The sequence below is a fragment of the Bacillus sp. FF-1 genome (assembly GCF_028548245.1).
Taxonomy (GTDB): Bacteria; Bacillota; Bacilli; order Bacillales; family Bacillaceae_G; genus Bacillus_A; species Bacillus_A paranthracis.
Map to the genome: position 1 here is coordinate 282830 of NZ_JAQQGG010000004.1, position 18457 is coordinate 301286.

Below are 18457 nucleotides of genomic sequence, written 5' to 3' on the forward strand. Positions count from 1 at the left end.
TCTTTTTTTACATAAAAATTGTAAAAAAGAATTAACAATTTCTACTATACGTTCATTCAAAAAATTTGTCTAATATATAAATTATATGTTATTAATATATTAGACGTATTAATTGAAATGGAAAAGGGTGTCCAAAATGGAATTACGGCATTTGCAATATTTTGTTGTAGTGGCAGAGGAGTTACACTTTGGACGAGCAGCTGCTCGTTTACAAATGACACAACCACCGCTTAGTCAACAAATTCAGCAATTAGAAAAAGAAATGGGAGTTATGTTATTTTCAAGAACGAAGAGAAAGGTTGAATTAACAGAAGCTGGAGAAATGTTTTTGAAAGAAGTAAAAAAAGCGTTCGAACAAATTGAAAAAGCGGTAGAGATTGCACAAAGTGCCCAAAGGGGAGAAGTGGGCTCACTTTCAATTGGTTTTGTAGGTGCGGCGATATATGATATTTTACCATCTATCGTAAGGGAGTATAGAAAGAAATTTCCGAGGGTGTCTGTTGCATTACATGAATTATCTACTCCAGATCAAGTGCATGCACTTCACGATAATCGAATTGATATTGGATTTTTGCGTCCACCAATCCCAACACAATTATTAGAGTTAGAGCCAATACAAAAACTATCTTGTACTTTATGTTTACCGAAGGCTCATCCACTTGCAGAGAAAGATGAAATACATATAGAAGATTTACGGGATGAACCGTTTGTATTTATTACGAGACCAGTATGGCCAGCGTTATACGATACAATTTTATCACTTTGCCGCGACGTCGGGTTTAGTCCGCGTATCGTACAAGAAGCGACGGAATATCAAACAGTTATGGGACTTGTAGCAGCGGGGATTGGAATTACAGTCATACCGGTATCGGCAAATAAATTATATAAAACAGAAGTTGTATATAAAGAGCTATATGATTCTAATTTTGTTGCAGAAATGTCAGTCGCGTACAAAAAAATGAATAGCAATCCAGAGCTTTTAGAGTTTTTAAAAATTGCAAGAGAGAAGAAAAGAATAGAAGTTGAGGATGAGATTAATTAAGTTATTGAAAAATACACCTCGTTAAACACTAAAGCGGAAATGTAATTGCATTTCCGCTTTAGTGTTTTTTTAGTTCTATACGAAAGAGATAAACATGTTCATTTTTGTTTTCTAGGACTAAAGACTTAGAGAAAATTCCGATTGTAGTGCGATGTTTAAAATGTCATATTTTTATACACTAGTAGTATAGAATGCGTATGTAATAAGGTAGGGGAAGAATTTTATGTCTTTATGTCGGTTAGCGAGAAAAAATATAAGAACATTTGCTACCAAAAGGATGAAGCAATTTATGTGGATTGCTATGAGTATTATGATTTTGTTTTTTATGATATCGCTACAATTTAATGAAGTAGTTGCTGGGGAATTAGGGACTACATTTTTATTTCAAATGTGTTTTTACACGTTGTTTATCGTAGTCATTTTCATATGTACGTTTATTACATATAAAATGACTTATTCTCTTCTGCAAGCGAGGAAAGAAGAAATTAAATCTTATGTAGCAGAGAATAGGAAGAGAAATGATGTACTATGTTTATTATGTCAGGAGCAATTATTTATTTATGGAGCAGCGTTTGTTTTTGGATTAGTTAATGGGATGTTATTTTTAAAATTATTTACGATTATCTTTATGAAAATAACAGGAATACAAGGGATAAATAGTGCACCGATTACAATATATGCAATAGTAGTAGTGAGTATAATTATGATTGTTATTCTTCTATTATCGATGGTGCAATGTATTCGATTTGTTCAAAGTTTACAAGATGAAAATTCATTTCAGTTTAAAGAAAAGGCATGAGAAATCATGTCTTTTTCCATTTTACACATAAAAATAATCATGTTACAGTGTAAAGACCTGACAAAGAATGGGAAGGAAAGGTTGTATAGCATGACAAATGAACAATCGATTGTAAAGGTTGAGCGGTTAACGAAGCGAATCGGTTCAAAGACACTTGTAGAAAATATTAGTTTCGAAGTTAAAAAAGGTGAAGTAGTTGGTCTGCTTGGACCAAATGGTGCTGGAAAAACGACTTTAATGAGAATGATGGTCGGCATGATTCGTATGACAGAGGGCGAAGTTTGGATTGATGGTCAATCTGTAAAACAGCAATTTGAAAATACTGCCTCGAAAATTGGAGCGGTAATTGAGACACCGGAATTTTATCCGTTTTTGAGTGGCTATGAGAATTTAACATATTTCGGACGCATGAATGGTAACGTTACAGAAGAACGTATCGATGAAGTAGTGAAATTGCTAGGTATGGGACAAGTCATTGATCGCAAAGTAAAAGCATATTCACTCGGCATGAGACAACGTTTAGGAATTGCCCAAGCGCTTATTCATGATCCAGATGTATTAATATTAGACGAACCAACGAATGGATTAGACCCTAGTGGAATACATGAAATGAGAATGTACATAAAGAAAATTGCACATGAACAAGGAAAAGCGGTACTGGTATCTAGTCACTTACTTTCGGAAGTTGAATTAATGTGTGATAGAGTTATCATTATTCAGCACGGAGAATATGTCGCGACGCAAAAGATTCAGCATAATCAAAGTGAAGAGATGGAGACAATCCGTATACGCGTAGATGATGCGAATAAAGCGGCAGAAATGTTAGACCAAGATGTTTTAATAAAAGGTAATGATTTACTTATTCATGTAAAAGATGAAGAAATCCCAAATGTTATTCGTACATTGCTTGAGAAAAACATTCAAGTGTATCGTGTATATGAAGAAAGAAAAACGTTAGAAGAGCAATTTTTAGAATTAACAGGGGGAAAAGATATTGTTTAATTTAGTGTATAACGAATTGTATAAAATATTTAAGCGAAAGCGAACGATTATTCCATTTGCAGTTATTGCAGTATTAATAATCGGATTAGGATGGGTTACTGTAAAGTATTTGGAGCCGGAAACAAAAGGATGGAAAGCTGATTATACAGAACGAACTGTAGAAATTGAGAAAAAGCTAGGCATGGAAAAAGGAGCAATTTTAGCGGAACGATCTGGGGATGAGCTTGTAAAGGAATATCAGCTTAAGATGAAGCATTTAGATACAGATACAGCACCGGCAAGTAGTTCTCCACTTTCTTTCATGAGAGATACAGGCTTTATCGTATTTCCAATATTACTTCCGTTTATCCTCGTGTATGCAAGTACAATTTTTGCGAATGAATATAGCTGGGGAACATATAAATTTTTAACAATACGACCAGCGAGTCGCTTTAAAATTTTGACAGCTAAGTTTTTAGCAATTGTCATATTTGCAGCGTTATTGTTTATATTTAATATGATTTTTTCCATTTTATGTGGGCTTGTTATTTATAAATTCCAGCAGCCTGCATGGAGCGAGTTTATTTTCCAAGATGGAAATATTATAAAACAAAATATTTTTGTAGAAGCTAGTAAGTATTATATTTTATCGTGGTTGCCGACGATTGTGTACGCAGCGTTTGCATTTATGATTTCTGTGCTAACAAGATCTAGCGGAGGCGCGATTGGTATTTCACTATTTCTCGCTTTATCAGGAAACATCGCATTACTAGCAGCAACTAGATATGATTGGGCGAAATATTTATTGCCAGCAAACACAGATTTATATAGTATTGCAAAGAATGGAAGCTTTATTGATGGAGTAACGTTCCCGTTTGCATCATGTATGTTATTACTGTATTTATTTGTATTTTTAATCATTTCCTATACAGTATTTTTAAAACGTGATTTAACTTAAAAAAAGGAGCCGTTAAGCATTTCTTAACGGCTCCTTTTTTAGGAAAAATGTTTAAGTGCCCTTTCAGCTAACAAAGCGAAGTATTCTGCACTTATAGGTAACGCTCGCTCATCTACTGTAAAGCTTGGATGATGCCATTCATGTGTACCGCTCGTTCCCATAAAGACGAATGATCCTGGTATGTGTTGTTGATAAAAAGAGAAATCTTCGCCAGCCATGGAAGGAGTAGGGGTAATCACGTCTAGTGACATTTCCTGTGCAGTTTGTGTACATAAATGAGTAAGACTTTCATCATTATGGACAGCAGGAGGACCTGAATGAAAATGGAATTCTGTTTTTACACCTAGTGCATCAGAAACGCCCTTAATGATACGTTCCATTAAGGCTGGAATTTTTTCGCGTGTTTCAGCTTGGAAAGTACGAACAGTACCTTCTAATATTGCTTTTTCAGGAATAACGTTCCACGTATTTCCTGAGTGGATGTTTGTGACACTAACGACGGCATTATGTGAAGAACTTATATTTCGGCTTACAATAGTTTGTAGTGCCATCACAATTTGAGAAGATGCGACAATAGGGTCTACCCCAGCATCTGGTACAGCTGCATGTGTACCAACTCCGTGAATTTCAATTTCAAATCGATCAACTCCGGCCATCAGTGGACCATCTTTAATACCGATTGTACCTACTGGTAAATCAGGTTTATTATGCATACCGAAAATAGCTTGTACACCACGTAAATGCCCGGCTTCGATGACGTTGCAAGCACCATTACTACTTTCTTCAGCTGGCTGGAATATAAAGCGTACAGTTCCGCTAAGAGAAGATTCTTTTTCTTTTAGCAAATAAGCAGCCCCTATAATAGCAGCTGTATGAAAATCATGCCCACAAGCGTGCATTTTTCCATGGATTTTTGAAGCGTAGGATAAATTTGTTTCTTCCTGAATAGGAAGGGCATCAATATCAGCACGGATTGCTATAAGCGGTCCGTTACGATTCCCCGAAATTTCAGCAATAACGCCCGTTTCTAAATTAGAATTTATAATCGTAATGTTTTTCTCTTCCAACCAATTCTTTATAGCTTTCGTCGTTTCAAATTCTTCGTATGATAGTTCTGGATGCTCATGTAAATTTCGACGAATAGAAATTAGCGTCTCAGTTAATTGCTCTAGATTTGCTACCACTTATAATGCCTTCTTTCTTAAATAAAGTATTTACATTAAGTATACAATATTAAAAGAGAGGATTCTCAAATGAAAATCCCCTCTCGTTTATGCTGCCAATTTTTTGTGTGTATGATGTTTACGATAACGTCCACGCATTGCATAAGCAATTTGCGGGATTGCAATCCCGATTAAAATAAGTGATACACCGAACCATTGTGAAGATAGTACAGCTTCTTTTAAAACGAATACAGACATAATTGTTGTAACTGGTAGTTCCGCAGCGCCAAGAATAGTCGCTAAGCCAGAACCAATCTTTGGAATACCAATTGTAAAGGCGATAGAAGGAATGACGATACTGAATGTTCCTAAACCTAAACCGTATTTCCAAAGTCCTTCAGAAATTGCACCGTTAAAAATAAATGTTGGAGGGAATACGATCATTACTAAAGTTAAAGCACCAGCCATTAAAAGAACACCGCGTGGTAATGAAGGTACTTCAACAGCAACTTTTCCGCTCACGAAAATGTATGTTGCAAATGTAACAGCAGATAATAGGCCTAATATAATTCCAGTCGTATCGAAATCACCTGCTGATTTTTCTAGTAAACCACTTGATAAAAATGTACCTGCAAGTAAGAAAATAACAGAAATAACTTTTTCTCTTGAAGGTAAAGTTTTTGTTGCGACTGCTTCAATAATAATTCCGACCCAAACGAATTGGAATAAAAGTATAATGGCGATAGATGCTGGTACAGTTTTTAATGAAGCATAATAAAAAATTCCAGTGAAACTTGCAGATGTACCTGCAACGAATAAAATTAAAGCTTGTTTTAATGGAACACGATGTCTAGAAAATAGAAGTGTAATAGCAAGCAAAATAATCCAACCGAACAAATATTGGCTGCCAATTACCTCTCCAAGTGAAAATCCTTCTGCATATGCAAGTTTAACGAAAATAGCTAAAATTCCATAACTACACGCTCCTAATAAAACTAAAAGAGAATAACGAAGCATGAAATATTCCTCCCATCTATATGAAATTGTTCCGTAACGGACATATATAACTAGAGGGAAGTATACAAAATTAAAAATGAAGGGTCAAATAAAAGAAAAGTGTGACATTTTATAGAATAATAATAAAAGTATGATATTTATGCATAATCTTGAAATTAGTAATAATAGAAGTATTGTAAAATCAAGTTTGTATTGTATAAAGACAGCATTTGAAAAAAATATTTTTTAATCAATATGTATATAAACGTACGAATAACATGCTAATCATTTGAGAAACTATATTACCTTTGTTATGTTAATAACATTAGAGAGGTTTTGTAGTGTAATTGAGATTTTTCTATATAAATAGAAGGAAATGAAAACGTTTTTTCAGAAAAAGTGTGAAAGGGTAGTTTTTCTTATTATCACGTTGGAAAAGTGATTTCACGAATTGTTCATAGTATTTTTATATGTTTTTGCTACAATATGTAAGGAGAGGAGTGGAATAATGCAAGATATTAGTATTTTTTTAGCGTTTGGTGCTGGGTTTTTATCATTTATTTCCCCATGTTGCTTACCGCTTTATCCGGCATTTTTATCGTACATAACAGGTATGTCGGTTTCTGAGTTGAAAGAAGAAAATGCAATGCTTCGCAAAAGAAGTATGATACATACAGCGTTTTTCTTACTTGGATTTTCAATTATATTTATTGCAATTGGATTTGGTACAAGTTTTATTGGAGGCATCTTTACAAATTATAAAGATTTAATTAGACAGTTAGGTGGTATATTTATCATCGTGTTCGGTCTTATTATTGTCGGTGTGTTTAAGCCGAAGTTTTTAATGCAAGATCGTAAATTTACGTTTAAAAATCGTCCGAGTGGTTATTTTGGATCTGTTTTAATTGGGTTGGCATTTGCTGCAGGGTGGACGCCTTGTACAGGACCTATTTTAGTGTCTGTAATCGGATTAGCAGCAACAAATCCAGAATCAGCAATGATTTATATGATTGCATACATACTTGGATTCGCTATCCCGTTCTTCGTACTATCATTCTTTATTACGAAAATGTCTTGGATTAAAAGAAACAGTATGAAGTTCATGAAAATCGGGGGATACATTATGATTATCATGGGTATCTTCTTATACTTTAACTGGATGACAAAAATTATCGTATATTTCTCAAGTTTATTTGGTGGTTTTACGGGTTTTTAGTATTATTCTGTGAAAATGTTGGAAATACTAACGGAAAAGCATATAATGAAAGTATATTTTGCATATAGCCACAAAAAAGGATGAGAAAATATGAACATAGTTGTTTTATCCAGTATCGTTGCTGTTTGTATGGCTGTTGGTGCGATGTTTATTCGTTTAAAAGCAGCTAAGAAACCTGCAACATTGAAAAAAATTATACTTCCACCATTTTTTATGAGTACGGGAGCGTTGATGTATGTTTTTCCTGAATTTCGATTAACTCCAGCAGAAATGTTAGAAGCAATTGGCGTCGGTTTGTTTTTCTCTATTTTTCTTATTAAAACATCTAAATTTGAGATTAGAGGACAAGAGATTTATTTGAAGCGTTCGAAAGCATTTGTCTTTATTTTAATCGGATTACTTGTCGTGCGTATTGTATTTAAAACATATTTAAGCCAATCGCTTGATTTGGGACAACTTAGTGGGATGTTCTTCTTGCTGGCATTTGCGATGATTGTGTCATGGAGAATTGCCATGTACCGTTCCTTTACGAAATTACAGAAGGAAATGGAAAAAGAAGATGGTTTTTATAATGAAAAAGATATGAAATTAACTTAAAAACTGTATATGTATAAAATAAAAAGACAGCGTTTTTTGACGCTGTCTTTTTATTTTATATTGCTAACATCTTCTATTCCAACCGCGCCGGATAAAACGTTCCCCATTAAAGAAACAATTTAAATTTGGTGAGACGAACGGACCGATAAACGGAATAATGTTTGGCTCTGAAGTTTCATCAACGAAAGTCGGTGGTTTAGTAGGATCTGGTCTGAGTGTATAGCGAATGCGGGCGGTATTTTGAATGAGACCATTTCGTGGCTCTGCTGTTACTTGAACGATAAAACGAACAACAACGGATTCACTTGGATTAACAGTATTGATAAGAATACCGATAGTTGGGCTAGTTCCGGGACGTGCTACTCCATTTACTGTTACTGAATTTGGATAGAAAGTAACTTCAGGAGGAAGTGGGTCGGTAATGAGTACGTTATTTACTGGGATGGTGCCATTGTTAGTAAAGGTAAGTGTATATGTGATGAAATCACCGAGATGGGCGCTATTTACATTTGCGGTCTTAATAAATGTGTTTGGCTCATTAGGGTTTACTTCTATCGTAATTGGTGGTGTTGTAGTCGTTGTTGTGATAGGTGGTCTAGTAGGGTCGGGTTGAGAAGTATACGTAATGGATGCGATATTTGTAATCATTCTATTAGCTGGAAGTGTAATAACCTGTACTTTGAATGAAATAGTTACGGATTCTGTTGGATTAAGAGTTCCGACTGGAATGCCTGTGGATGGATTTGCGTTTGGAACGGGAATGTTATTAATTGTGACACTATTTGGAACGAATGATGTGCCGACAGGAAGTGAGTCTGTAACAGAAATGTCAGTGACAGGAATCGTACCTTCATTTTGGAATGTGATAGTAAATGTAATCGTATCACCTACTGAAACGATGGATTTATCAGCGGTTTTTATCGGGTTAATAGTCCTAACGTTTACAGGAGTAATTGTAGTAGGTGTAGGCGTAGTAACGGATACAGGTGGTTTAGTAGGATCGGGTTGGTACTGGAAGGAAACGTTACCTTGGTTTTGAATTTCTCCGCTTGGTGGAATTGAAGTAACTAGGACACGGAAAGAAATCGTTGCGGATTCAGAAGGAGCAAGTGTTGAAATTGGGATGCCTGCTGATGGATTTGCAGTTGGTTGCGGCACGTTGTTAATTGTTACACTATTTTGGATGAACGAAGTACCGATAGGAATTGTATCAGTTACAAGTATATGATTAGCAGGAATGGTACCTGTATTTTGGAGAGAAATCGTATACGGTGCGAGACGTTCTCGAGTAAGTAATGCGGGAGCATAGGCGACAACGAGGACTATTCTTAATTGTAGAAACATCGAAAACAATAAAGAGTAGGATAACTGTTCAGGCGAGTGAGAGGAATGAAGGAGTAACGCCCCGAAACTCTCCCAGTGAGATTCCCAACTGCATACACTCGGCAGAGTGAGATGTTGGAAGCAGGGTAAAACATGCGGTTACGGTTCGTAGTGTCTATATGGATAACCGAAAGCCAGCAGGAATAATAAACCGGCTGGAACTAACTAAGTACCGTATGCTGTCAACCGACAAGGTGAGAATGTGTAAACACTGACGAACTTGCGAATGTACACCTCGATAGGTTTACGGGTCAGAAATAATTCGGAGTCTGAAAATAAGACTTGTCTAATGGATTGGAAACATCGCATAGTGACCAATCCTAACGTTGTTACAGGCAACGGAGCTAGACACGGGGTAAAGCAAGCACCTAAATCGGAGATTGAAAGATCTTTAAAACAACGATAGTCTGAACGGAACGTCGAAAGCCACTAACGTTGGGTCTATGACTCTATCGGCGGATATAGTTGAATACGAAACGGGTAACCGAGGGAAGTATTCTTAATAGTGGTGAGAGTAGTGGCACGACCGTTGAAGATTCTGTAATGGAATTGGAGGAACAGCCACAAGCCTATTTGTAGGAACTGAAATTTCATCTAATCTTGCATGGATTCTGGTAAGACTCAAAAGGTCACCAAATCAATATGAGAGTAGGTGATAGACCATGAATGATAGAACTAAGTCCACGCCAAAGAATAAGAAACTAAGACACAACGAATACTACGGTATCCAAACTTTCTTAGATAACTTATACCAGAAGGCAACAAAGAAAAATTCTTTTAAAAATTTAATGCCTATCATTATATCAGATGAAAATATACTCCTCGCGTTTCGTAATATTAAAGGAAACAAAGGGAGTAAAACAGCAGCTTGTGACAATGTAAACATTAAGGATATTGAGAGAATGGAACAAAGCTATTTCTTGAACGAAGTAAAAAGACGCTTTCAAAACTACCAACCGCAGAAAGTAAGGCGCAAGGAAATACCGAAACCCAATGGGAAAACCAGACCTCTGGGAATACCAAGTATGTGGGATAGGATTATCCAACAATGCATCTTACAAGTAATGGAGCCTATCTGTGAAGCACACTTCTGTAACCGAAGTCATGGATTTCGCCCAAACAGAAGTGCTGAAAATGCTATAGCAGACGCAACAAAACGGGTAAATCAGCAAAACCTTACATATGTGGTGGATATAGACATTCAGGGATTCTTTGACGAAGTAAGTCACGTCAAACTCATGCGCCAACTATGGACACTGGGTATTCGTGACAAACAACTACTAGTCATTATCCGGAAAATATTGAAAGCGCCAGTGCAACTGCCTAACGGCAAAACGATATTTCCGACCAAAGGTACCCCGCAAGGTGGTATCCTTAGTCCACTACTCGCCAATGTTAACCTTAACGAATTTGACTGGTGGATTAGTAATCAATGGGAAACTTTCAAAGCCAAGAAGGTAAAGCCGAGATTGAAAGATGGGATTTGGAGTAATGACACTGTAACATATTGTCTATCCAAAACATCCAAGATGAAACCAATGTATATCGTAAGATACGCAGATGATTTTAAAATCTTTACAAATACACGTAGGAATGCGGAGAAAATTTTCGAAGCAACTCAAATGTGGTTAGAAGAACGTCTAAAACTGCCTATCTCAACCGAAAAGTCTAAAGTAACCAATCTGAAAAAGCAACAGAGTGAATTCTTAGGTTTCACTCTTAAGGCTGTAAAGAAAGGTAAGAAGAACGGTAACACACGATACATTGCAGTAACACACATCTCTCCAAAAGCACTGGAAAAAACAAAACAAGATTTAGCAAAACAAGTGAAAAGGATACAGAGAACCCCAAACTCTAATGAAACAATTAAGAGAATCAGTATATACAACAGCATGGTCATTGGTAAGCACAACTATTATAAAATAGCAACGCATGCTTCCCTGGATTTCAGTAAAATGAACCATAGTCTTGGTCACATGATGTATAACAGATTCCCAAAGTCAAAAATTAGAGGAAAAAGCAACACAAACGGATACACGAATATAGGGAAATATAAAGGGAAAGACAGAGGTATTAAACCATACCTAAAGTCAAAAGCGATGAGATTTCTCATGAAATGTCCTATTTTACCAATCTCCTATATTCAACACAAAAAACCGATGATGAAAAAGCAATCTATTAACAGATACACCGCAGAAGGACGAGCCCTTATACACAAAAACTTGGCAGAAATAACCGAAGCGGAACTGAAATGGTTAAGAGAAAACCCAGTTATAAATGAACGGGCAACCATAGAATACAATGATAATCGAATTTCTCTTTATATTGCACAAAAAGGAAGATGCAGTGTAACAGGTGAGAAACTCTCGCCTTGGGACATCCACTGTCACCATAAGCGATTATGGAGTGAAACAAGGGATGACAGCTACAAAAATCTTACCATCATCAAGCCAAGTGTCCATACACTAATACACGCGACCAATATAGAAACCATAAACCAATTCCTCAATAAATTAAAACTCAACGAGGAACAGTTAGGCAAACTTAATAAATTGCGGAAATTAGTCAAAAATGAGGAAATCTGTATGTAATCACAAAATGAAGTGGATATGGAACATGAACAACTAGCGTTGTTTGCTTAGAGCTTATCATTATTAGATGAAAAGAAAACTACAATATAGGTGGACCGCGGTATGCCGTGAAAGTGGCACGTACCGTGCGGATCGGGGGAAAAGTTGGAGATAACCTCAAAGACTTACCTATCGACAATTAATGATATCACCTAAAGTAACTGTTTCCGGCGTGGCTGTTTTTTTCGGATTTAATATAGCTGTAGTTACATTCGTTGTGTTAATTGGAGTAGGGTCTGTAATTGTAATAGGAGGTTCACCAGGACCTGGTTCATATGTGAAAGTAACAGTTGCTTGATTTCGAATAATACCACCAGGTGGTACACTTGTGACTCTTGCTTGGAATTGAACAGTAATTGTATCGTTTGGATTGACTGTTCCAACAGGTATACCTACAACAGGATTTGCTCCAAGATCTGAAATGCCATTTATTACAACAGTACCTGGAAGAAACGTTAACCCATTTGCTAACGGATCAGTAATGATAACGGAAGTTGCAGGGACTGATCCGCGATTTTGGAAGGTTACAGTATACGTTATGATTTCATTTATATCTACAATTTGTTTGTCGGCTAGTTTATTTGGGTTAGGTGTAGGTGTAATAACGGATACTTCAACAGTTGGAGTAGGATCTGTAATAGTAATAGGGGGTTCGCTAGGGTTTGGCTGGAATGTGTAAGTGACAGTTGCAGTGTTTTTAATAATACCGTCTGGTGGGAGTTCAGTTACAGTAACTTGATAAGTTAATGTAACAATTTGTCCTGGAGTTACAGTCCCAACGTTTACACCATTATTTGGATTTGTTCCAGGTTGCGTGACGCCATTAATCGTAACGCTATTCGGAATGAAAGTAGTACCAGATGGAGTAGGGTCTGTAATAATAACATCTGTCGCATTAATATTCCCGACATTTTGGAACGTAATTGTATATGTGACAGTATCACCAAGATTAATAGTTTGAGGGTTACCTTGTTTGTTAGGATTAATAGTAACTTCACTTACTTGCGTCTTTGTAGTAGGTGTAGGCGTAGTAACAGATACAGGTGGTCTAGTAGGATCTGGCTGATATTGGAATGAAACGATCCCTTCATTTTCGATAAAGCCTGTCGGTGGTATCGAAGTTACTTGAACTTGGAAAGTTACGACGGCTGAAGTGTTAGGTTCTAATGTACCGATAAGAATTCCGGAACTAGGAACGATACCTGGTTGCGTGACGCCGTTTATCGTAACACTATTCGGAATGAAAGTAGTACCAGCTGGAATAGGATCGGTTACAAGTACATTTGTTGCAGGGACAGTTCCTGTATTTTGTAAGGAGATTGTATAGGTGATTGTGTCACCTAATAAAGCAAATACTTTATCAGCGGATTTTGTAGGGTTTGTTGTTGCCGTGTTGACATTGGTAGTAGTAGGAGGCGTTGGAGTAGTCACTGTTACTGGAGGTTCTCCAGGATTAGGTTGGAATGTGTAGGTGATAGTAGCTTCATTTATAATAATTCCGTTAGGTGGTATGGAAACAACGCGAACTTGAAAAGTTACAACAACTGATTGACTAGGATTTAATGTGCCAAGAGGAATGCCAAGAGCTGGATCAACATCACTAGTTGGGATACCATTAATTGTTACACTATTTGGAATGAAAGTCGTACCAACTGGAATCGAATCTGTAAAAATGATATTTGTTAGTTGAACAGTTTGTAAGTTTTGGAATGTAACGGTGTACGTAATGATATCGTCTATATCAACGTTGTTTCGATCAGCCGTTTTCGATGGATTAATAATACTATTAATGATTTCAGTATTAACTGGTGGTGTTGTCTCTGTTTTCGTAATAGGAGGTTCATTTGGATTAGGCTGAGATGTAAAGCTGACTGAACCGACATTTGTAACAACCCCGTTAGGCGGTATATTCGTAATCGTTACTTGGAACGTAATGGTTATTATTTGATTTGGTTGTATTGTACCAATGAGTATCCCAATGCTTGGATCAACACCTGGTTGTGAAAGGCCATTTACTGTAACAGAATCTACAATAAATTGTGTGCCTACTGGTGGTTGATCAATGACAGATACATTTGTCATAGGAATATTTCCAGTGTTTTCAAGGGTAATTGTATAAGTGAGTGCATCGCCAATGTTAGCGATTGGCAAATCTACTGTTTTTGTTGACTCTAATTCTGCATTTTGTACAATTGTTTCTGCGATTGGAGTCGGTGTGGTTGTTGTAATAGGCGGGAGTGTCGGATCTGGTTGAGATGTGTAAGTGACATTTGCTTCATTTGAGATAATGCCATTTGGTGGTAAAGCTGTTATTTGTACTTCTAAAGTAACAGTCACTACTTGTCTAGGGTTTAATGTGCCAACTGAGATTCCTGTTTCAGGGGTCAAATTAGGTTGTGGAATGCCATTAATCGTAACGCTACCAGGGATAAATGTAGTTCCAGTAGGGATAGAATCTGTAATAATGACATTAGTTGCAGGTATATTACCAGTATTTTGAAGGGTGATTGTATAAGTGAGCGTATCACCAATACTTGCAAACTCACGATCCACTGTTTTTTGCGGGTTCGGGTTAGCGGTACGAACAGGTAAAGTTACGGTAGGAGTCGTTTCTGTTGTTGTAATAGGAGGTTCGCTAGGATTAGGCTGAGAAGTGTAGGTAACACTTGCTGTATTTTCTATTTTTCCATTAGGAGGAATAGCGTTTATTTGAATCTGGAATGTAACAGTAACTGTCTCGCCGGTATTAACTGTTCCAACAGGAATTCCTGTGACTGGACTTACGCCGGGTTGAGCGACATTGTTTACAGTAACACTATTCGTAATAAAAGTTGTACCCGGTGGTAAAGAATCTGTAATTGTTACACCAGTAGCAGGTATAGTTCCTTGGTTTGTAAATGTGACAGTATAAGTTACAATATCGCCAATTTCTGCAAACGTAAGGTTTGCTGTTTTTGTTGGACTTATGACTACAGTTTGGATAGGAGTTGTTGTTTCAGGAGTTGTTTCTGTTTTTGTGACTGGAGGTAAATTTGGATCCGGTTGATAATTAAATGTTGCACTACCTTGATTTCGGATTTCGCCGCTAGCAGGGATGTTTATTACTCGTACTTGGAAAGTAATCGTTGCGCGTTCGGATGGCGCTAAAGTTCCAAGTGAAATTCCTGATGATGGATTTGTTCCTGCTTGAGGAATCCCATTAATCGTAACACTATCTGGAATAAATACAGTACCGGCAGGGATAGAATCTATTACTGTTATATTCGTAGCAGGAACAGTACCGGTGTTTTGAAATGAGAGAGTATAGGTAATGACATCATTTAATGCAACGAAGGAGCGATCTGCTGTTTTTTGTGGATTTAGTGTAGCGGTATTAACTGCTGTTTCTGTTTCAGGAGTTGTAATAGTTGTCGTAACGGGAGGTTCATTTGGATTTGGCTCGTATGTGAATGTAACATTTGCTTGATTTCTAATAACTCCTCCGGGCGGGATACTATTTACTACACCTTGGAACGTAACTGTAATACTTTGACCGGGATTTACAGTGCCGACGGGTATACCAATTTCAGGGTTTTCTCCAAGTTGTGATGTGCCATTTACGACAATGCTACCTGGAACGAAAGAAACACCAGATGGAAGTGCATCTTTTATAATAACATTTGTAGCGGGGACGGTCCCTCTATTTTGGAATGTTACAGTAAAAGTAATCGTATCCCCTATATCAACAACTTGTCGATCAGCAGATTTTGTAGTCGTTGGATTAGGATTATTAATTGGAATGTTTACACTTGGAGTGGTGGTAGTTGTTGTGACAGGAGGCTCACTTGGGTTCGGTTGATATTGGTAAGTGAAGGATGCTTGGTTTCTAATTATTCCATCAGGTGGTAAGTTTGTAACGACAACTTGATACGTGATTGTTTTCGTTTCTCCGACAGAAATGGTACCAAGTGGTATACCAAGTGATGGGGCTGCTCCTGGCGTTGTAATGCCATCGATTGTAACACTATTTGGAACGAAAATAGTTCCGTTAGGTGTAGGGTCTGTAACGACTACATTTGTAGCCGGAACGGTCCCGTTATTTGTAAATGTGACCGTGTAGGTAATCGTATCTCCTAAATCAGCAACTTGTTTGTCGGCAGATTTTGTAGGCGCTGTAATAACGGTCCCAACTTGAGTTTCTGTTTTAGGAGTTGGGGTAGTTGTTGTAACAGGAGGCTCATTTGGATTAACAATATAATTAAATGATACACTGCCTTGGTTTTCTATAATTCCATTTGGCGGGACACTTGTAACTTGAACTTGGAATGTAATTGTTTTTGCTTGATTTGGATTTAAAGTACCAATCGATATACCGTTTTCAGGATTACTGTTAGGTTGTGAGACACCATCAATCGTGACGCTATTTGGAATAAATGTTGTACCGTTTGGAATTGGATCTGTTAGTACAATATTTGTTGAGGGAACAGTGCCGTTATTTTGTAAACTAATTGTATACGTAATAACATCACCAATATCAACGAAAGTACGATCAGCAGATTTTGTAGGGTTAACTGTAGCGGTATTAACGGAGACTGTAGTAGGTGCTGTCGGTTCGGTTGTGGTAACCGGCGGTCTTGTTGGATCTGGCTGGTACGTATATGTCGTTGAAGCTTCGTTTGCAATAACACCGCCAGCTGGAATTTGTGTAACAAGAACTTGGAAAGATAGTGTTTTGGTTTCACCGGGATTAATTGTTCCAACCGGGATTCCTAGTGCGGGATTTGAATTTGGAACCGGTACATTATTTAAGATTACGCTATTCGGAATGAATGTTGTACCAGTAGGAATGGTATCAGTAAAAACTACATTTGTAGCAGGGATCGTACCATCATTAGTGAAAGTAATCGTATACGTAATAACATCACCAATATCAACAGTAGTTTTATCCGCCGTTTTAACAGGGTTTGTAATAGCGGTGTTAACAGGAGTAGTAGTAGGTGGTGTAGGGTTTGTTGTTGTAATAGCTGGTTTTGTAGGATCTGGTTGATACGTAAATGTTGTGGTTCCGATATTTCGGATTAGGCCATTCTCTGGGAGAGCGGTAACTTGAACTTGGAAAGTGACAGTGACAGTATTACCAGCTGCGATTGTTCCAATTTGTATACCACCAGAAGGGTTTACGCCAGGTTGTGAAGTACCGTTAATTGTGACGCTATTCGGAATAAATGTAGTGCTACTTGGAATTGGATCAGTTACAATAACGTTCGTTGCAGCGATGTTTCCTGTATTTGGTACAGTAATCGTATACGTAATAATATCACCGATATCAGCAATTTGTGGACTAGCAGTTTTTGTTGGATTTACAATTGCAGTTCGTACAGAAGTAGTTGTTGGAGGTGGTGTTATCGTAGTGGTTGTTGAGGGTTCAGCCGGATTCGGTTGCGACGTAAATGTTACATTTGCTTCGTTAGTAATCGTTCCGTTAGCTGGGAGGGAAGTGACTTGGACTTGAAATGTGACAGTTGTAGTTTGACCAGCAGGAATTGTACCTAGCGGAATATTTGTTGGAGTTACGCCAGATTGTGCCGTTCCATTAACTGTAACACTGTTTGGAATAAAAGTAGTGCCAGTAGGGATAGGGTCGGTGATGGAAACATTTGTCGCTGAAATATTACCGTTATTTGGAACAGTAATCGTATACGTAATGATGTCACCAATATTCACAATTTGTTGGTTTGCACTTTTAGTTGGATTTATGATAGTAGCATTAATTTGTGTTTCAACTATATTACTTGTAGAGTTTCTGTTAATTGGTGGTTGGTTTGGTGGATTATATTGAAAGCTTGAAGTTGCACTATTTGGAATAGGGTTAGGTGTAGGGAGAGTATTAACTTGAACTTGAAACGTAATTGTAGCATTCCCGTTTGCAGCAATCGTTCCTACATTTATTCCAGTAGCAGGATTATCTGTAGTAGAAGTACCATTAACTGTAACGCTACCCGGTACGAACGATGTGCCGGCAGGAGGCGTGTCTGTAATGATAACATTATTAGCAGCTAATGTGGCTTGATTTGTGGCCGTAATTGTATACGTAATCGTATCACCGATAGTAGCAATTGTTTTATCTACTGCTTTTGTTAATGCGACATTAGCTGTGAAAATATCTGTATTAACAATATTGCTTGTTGTCGTACGTGTGATAGTGGGTGCGTTAGGTGCAGGTTGAAATTCGTATCCAAATGATGCTACGTTACTTGCAACTGGTGGGGTAGGGACACTTGTAACATCTACTTGAAAGGTAATTGTAACAGAGCCGCCAGCAGGAATGTTGCTAATGGGAATACCAGTAGCAGGATTTCCAGCTGTTGCAACGCCATCAACTGTAACGCTGTTTGGAACGAAAGTAGTGCCAGCGGGTATGGGGTCTGTAAATGTAACGTTTTGGGCAGGAAGTGTTCCGGTATTTTGGACAACGATTGTATAGGTTAAACGACTTCCTATTGTTGCTATTGCCATTAGATTCGTCCTTTCTGTATAAATTTAAATCCGGTCAAGGCATGGAATATTTACAAATAGCATTATTTAATAATCTAGAAACAATACTATGTGTAAATATTAGTATAAAATGAGCTCGTCATTGCATCCTATTCAAATTTAAATGAATAGGAATAGGCAAAGGCTTTTTTTTTGCCCAAATTAGTCTGTGCATATAC

Annotated in this window: 9 protein-coding genes and 3 pseudogenes; 8 read left to right on the forward strand and 4 right to left on the reverse strand. The window is 37.3% G+C overall.

Going from position 1 to position 18457, the window contains the following annotated elements; genetic code table 11:
- The first annotated feature begins 136 nt into the window (after window positions 1–136).
- The 4 genes from alsR to PQF83_RS16695 all read left to right on the forward strand — a co-directional run bounded on the left by alsR (window position 137) and on the right by PQF83_RS16695 (window position 3780).
- The gene (gene alsR / locus PQF83_RS16680; protein WP_000423223.1) at window positions 137–1042 is read left to right on the forward strand and encodes an acetoin biosynthesis transcriptional regulator AlsR; all 906 of its coding nucleotides are present in this window, start codon (window positions 137–139) and stop codon (window positions 1040–1042) included.
- Window positions 1043–1265: 223 nt separating this feature from the next.
- Complete coding sequence (locus PQF83_RS16685; protein WP_000050620.1) at window positions 1266–1841, forward strand: FtsX-like permease family protein; 576 nt, start codon at window positions 1266–1268, stop codon at window positions 1839–1841.
- A 90-nt stretch (window positions 1842–1931) separates the two neighbouring features.
- The gene (locus PQF83_RS16690; protein ID WP_000180636.1) at window positions 1932–2843 is read left to right on the forward strand and encodes an ABC transporter ATP-binding protein; all 912 of its coding nucleotides are present in this window, start codon (window positions 1932–1934) and stop codon (window positions 2841–2843) included.
- Window positions 2836–3780 (forward strand): ABC transporter permease, encoded by a 945-nt coding sequence (locus tag PQF83_RS16695; RefSeq protein WP_000482769.1) that lies wholly within the window; start codon window positions 2836–2838, stop codon window positions 3778–3780. The genes PQF83_RS16690 and PQF83_RS16695 overlap by 8 nt, the downstream gene beginning before the upstream one ends.
- 38 nt (window positions 3781–3818) lie before the next feature.
- Here PQF83_RS16695 and PQF83_RS16700 read toward each other — a convergent pair whose 3' ends face one another.
- Window positions 3819–4964 (reverse strand): M20 peptidase aminoacylase family protein, encoded by a 1146-nt coding sequence (locus PQF83_RS16700; protein WP_000226346.1) that lies wholly within the window; start codon window positions 4962–4964, stop codon window positions 3819–3821.
- A gap of 87 nt (window positions 4965–5051) precedes the next feature.
- Window positions 5052–5960, reverse strand: a complete 909-nt coding sequence (locus tag PQF83_RS16705; RefSeq protein ID WP_000947030.1) for an EamA family transporter — start codon at window positions 5958–5960, stop codon at window positions 5052–5054.
- A 326-nt stretch (window positions 5961–6286) separates the two neighbouring features.
- On the opposite strand from PQF83_RS16705, the pseudogene PQF83_RS28505 reads away from it, so the two are divergent.
- From PQF83_RS28505 to PQF83_RS16715, 3 genes and pseudogenes are all read left to right on the forward strand, one after another.
- Window positions 6287–6431, forward strand: a pseudogene (locus PQF83_RS28505) (peptidase T).
- A 16-nt stretch (window positions 6432–6447) separates the two neighbouring features.
- On the forward strand, window positions 6448–7155 hold the full coding sequence (gene ccdA, locus PQF83_RS16710; protein ID WP_001152681.1) for a cytochrome c-type biogenesis protein CcdA: 708 nt from the start codon (window positions 6448–6450) through the stop codon (window positions 7153–7155).
- A gap of 90 nt (window positions 7156–7245) precedes the next feature.
- Complete coding sequence (locus tag PQF83_RS16715; protein ID WP_001028639.1) at window positions 7246–7752, forward strand: CcdC family protein; 507 nt, start codon at window positions 7246–7248, stop codon at window positions 7750–7752.
- Between the two features lie 63 nt (window positions 7753–7815).
- On the opposite strand, the pseudogene PQF83_RS16720 reads toward PQF83_RS16715, so the two are convergent.
- A pseudogene (locus tag PQF83_RS16720) lies at window positions 7816–9021 on the reverse strand (hypothetical protein); the annotation flags it as partial.
- 776 nt (window positions 9022–9797) lie between these two features.
- On the opposite strand from PQF83_RS16720, the gene ltrA reads away from it, so the two are divergent.
- Entirely contained in the window at window positions 9798–11726 is a 1929-nt protein-coding gene (gene ltrA / locus PQF83_RS16725) for a group II intron reverse transcriptase/maturase (protein ID WP_000999901.1), read from the forward strand.
- Between the two features lie 180 nt (window positions 11727–11906).
- On the opposite strand, the pseudogene PQF83_RS16730 reads toward ltrA, so the two are convergent.
- Window positions 11907–18260: pseudogene (locus PQF83_RS16730) on the reverse strand (DUF7507 domain-containing protein); the annotation flags it as partial.
- Window positions 18261–18457 lie beyond the last annotated feature (197 nt).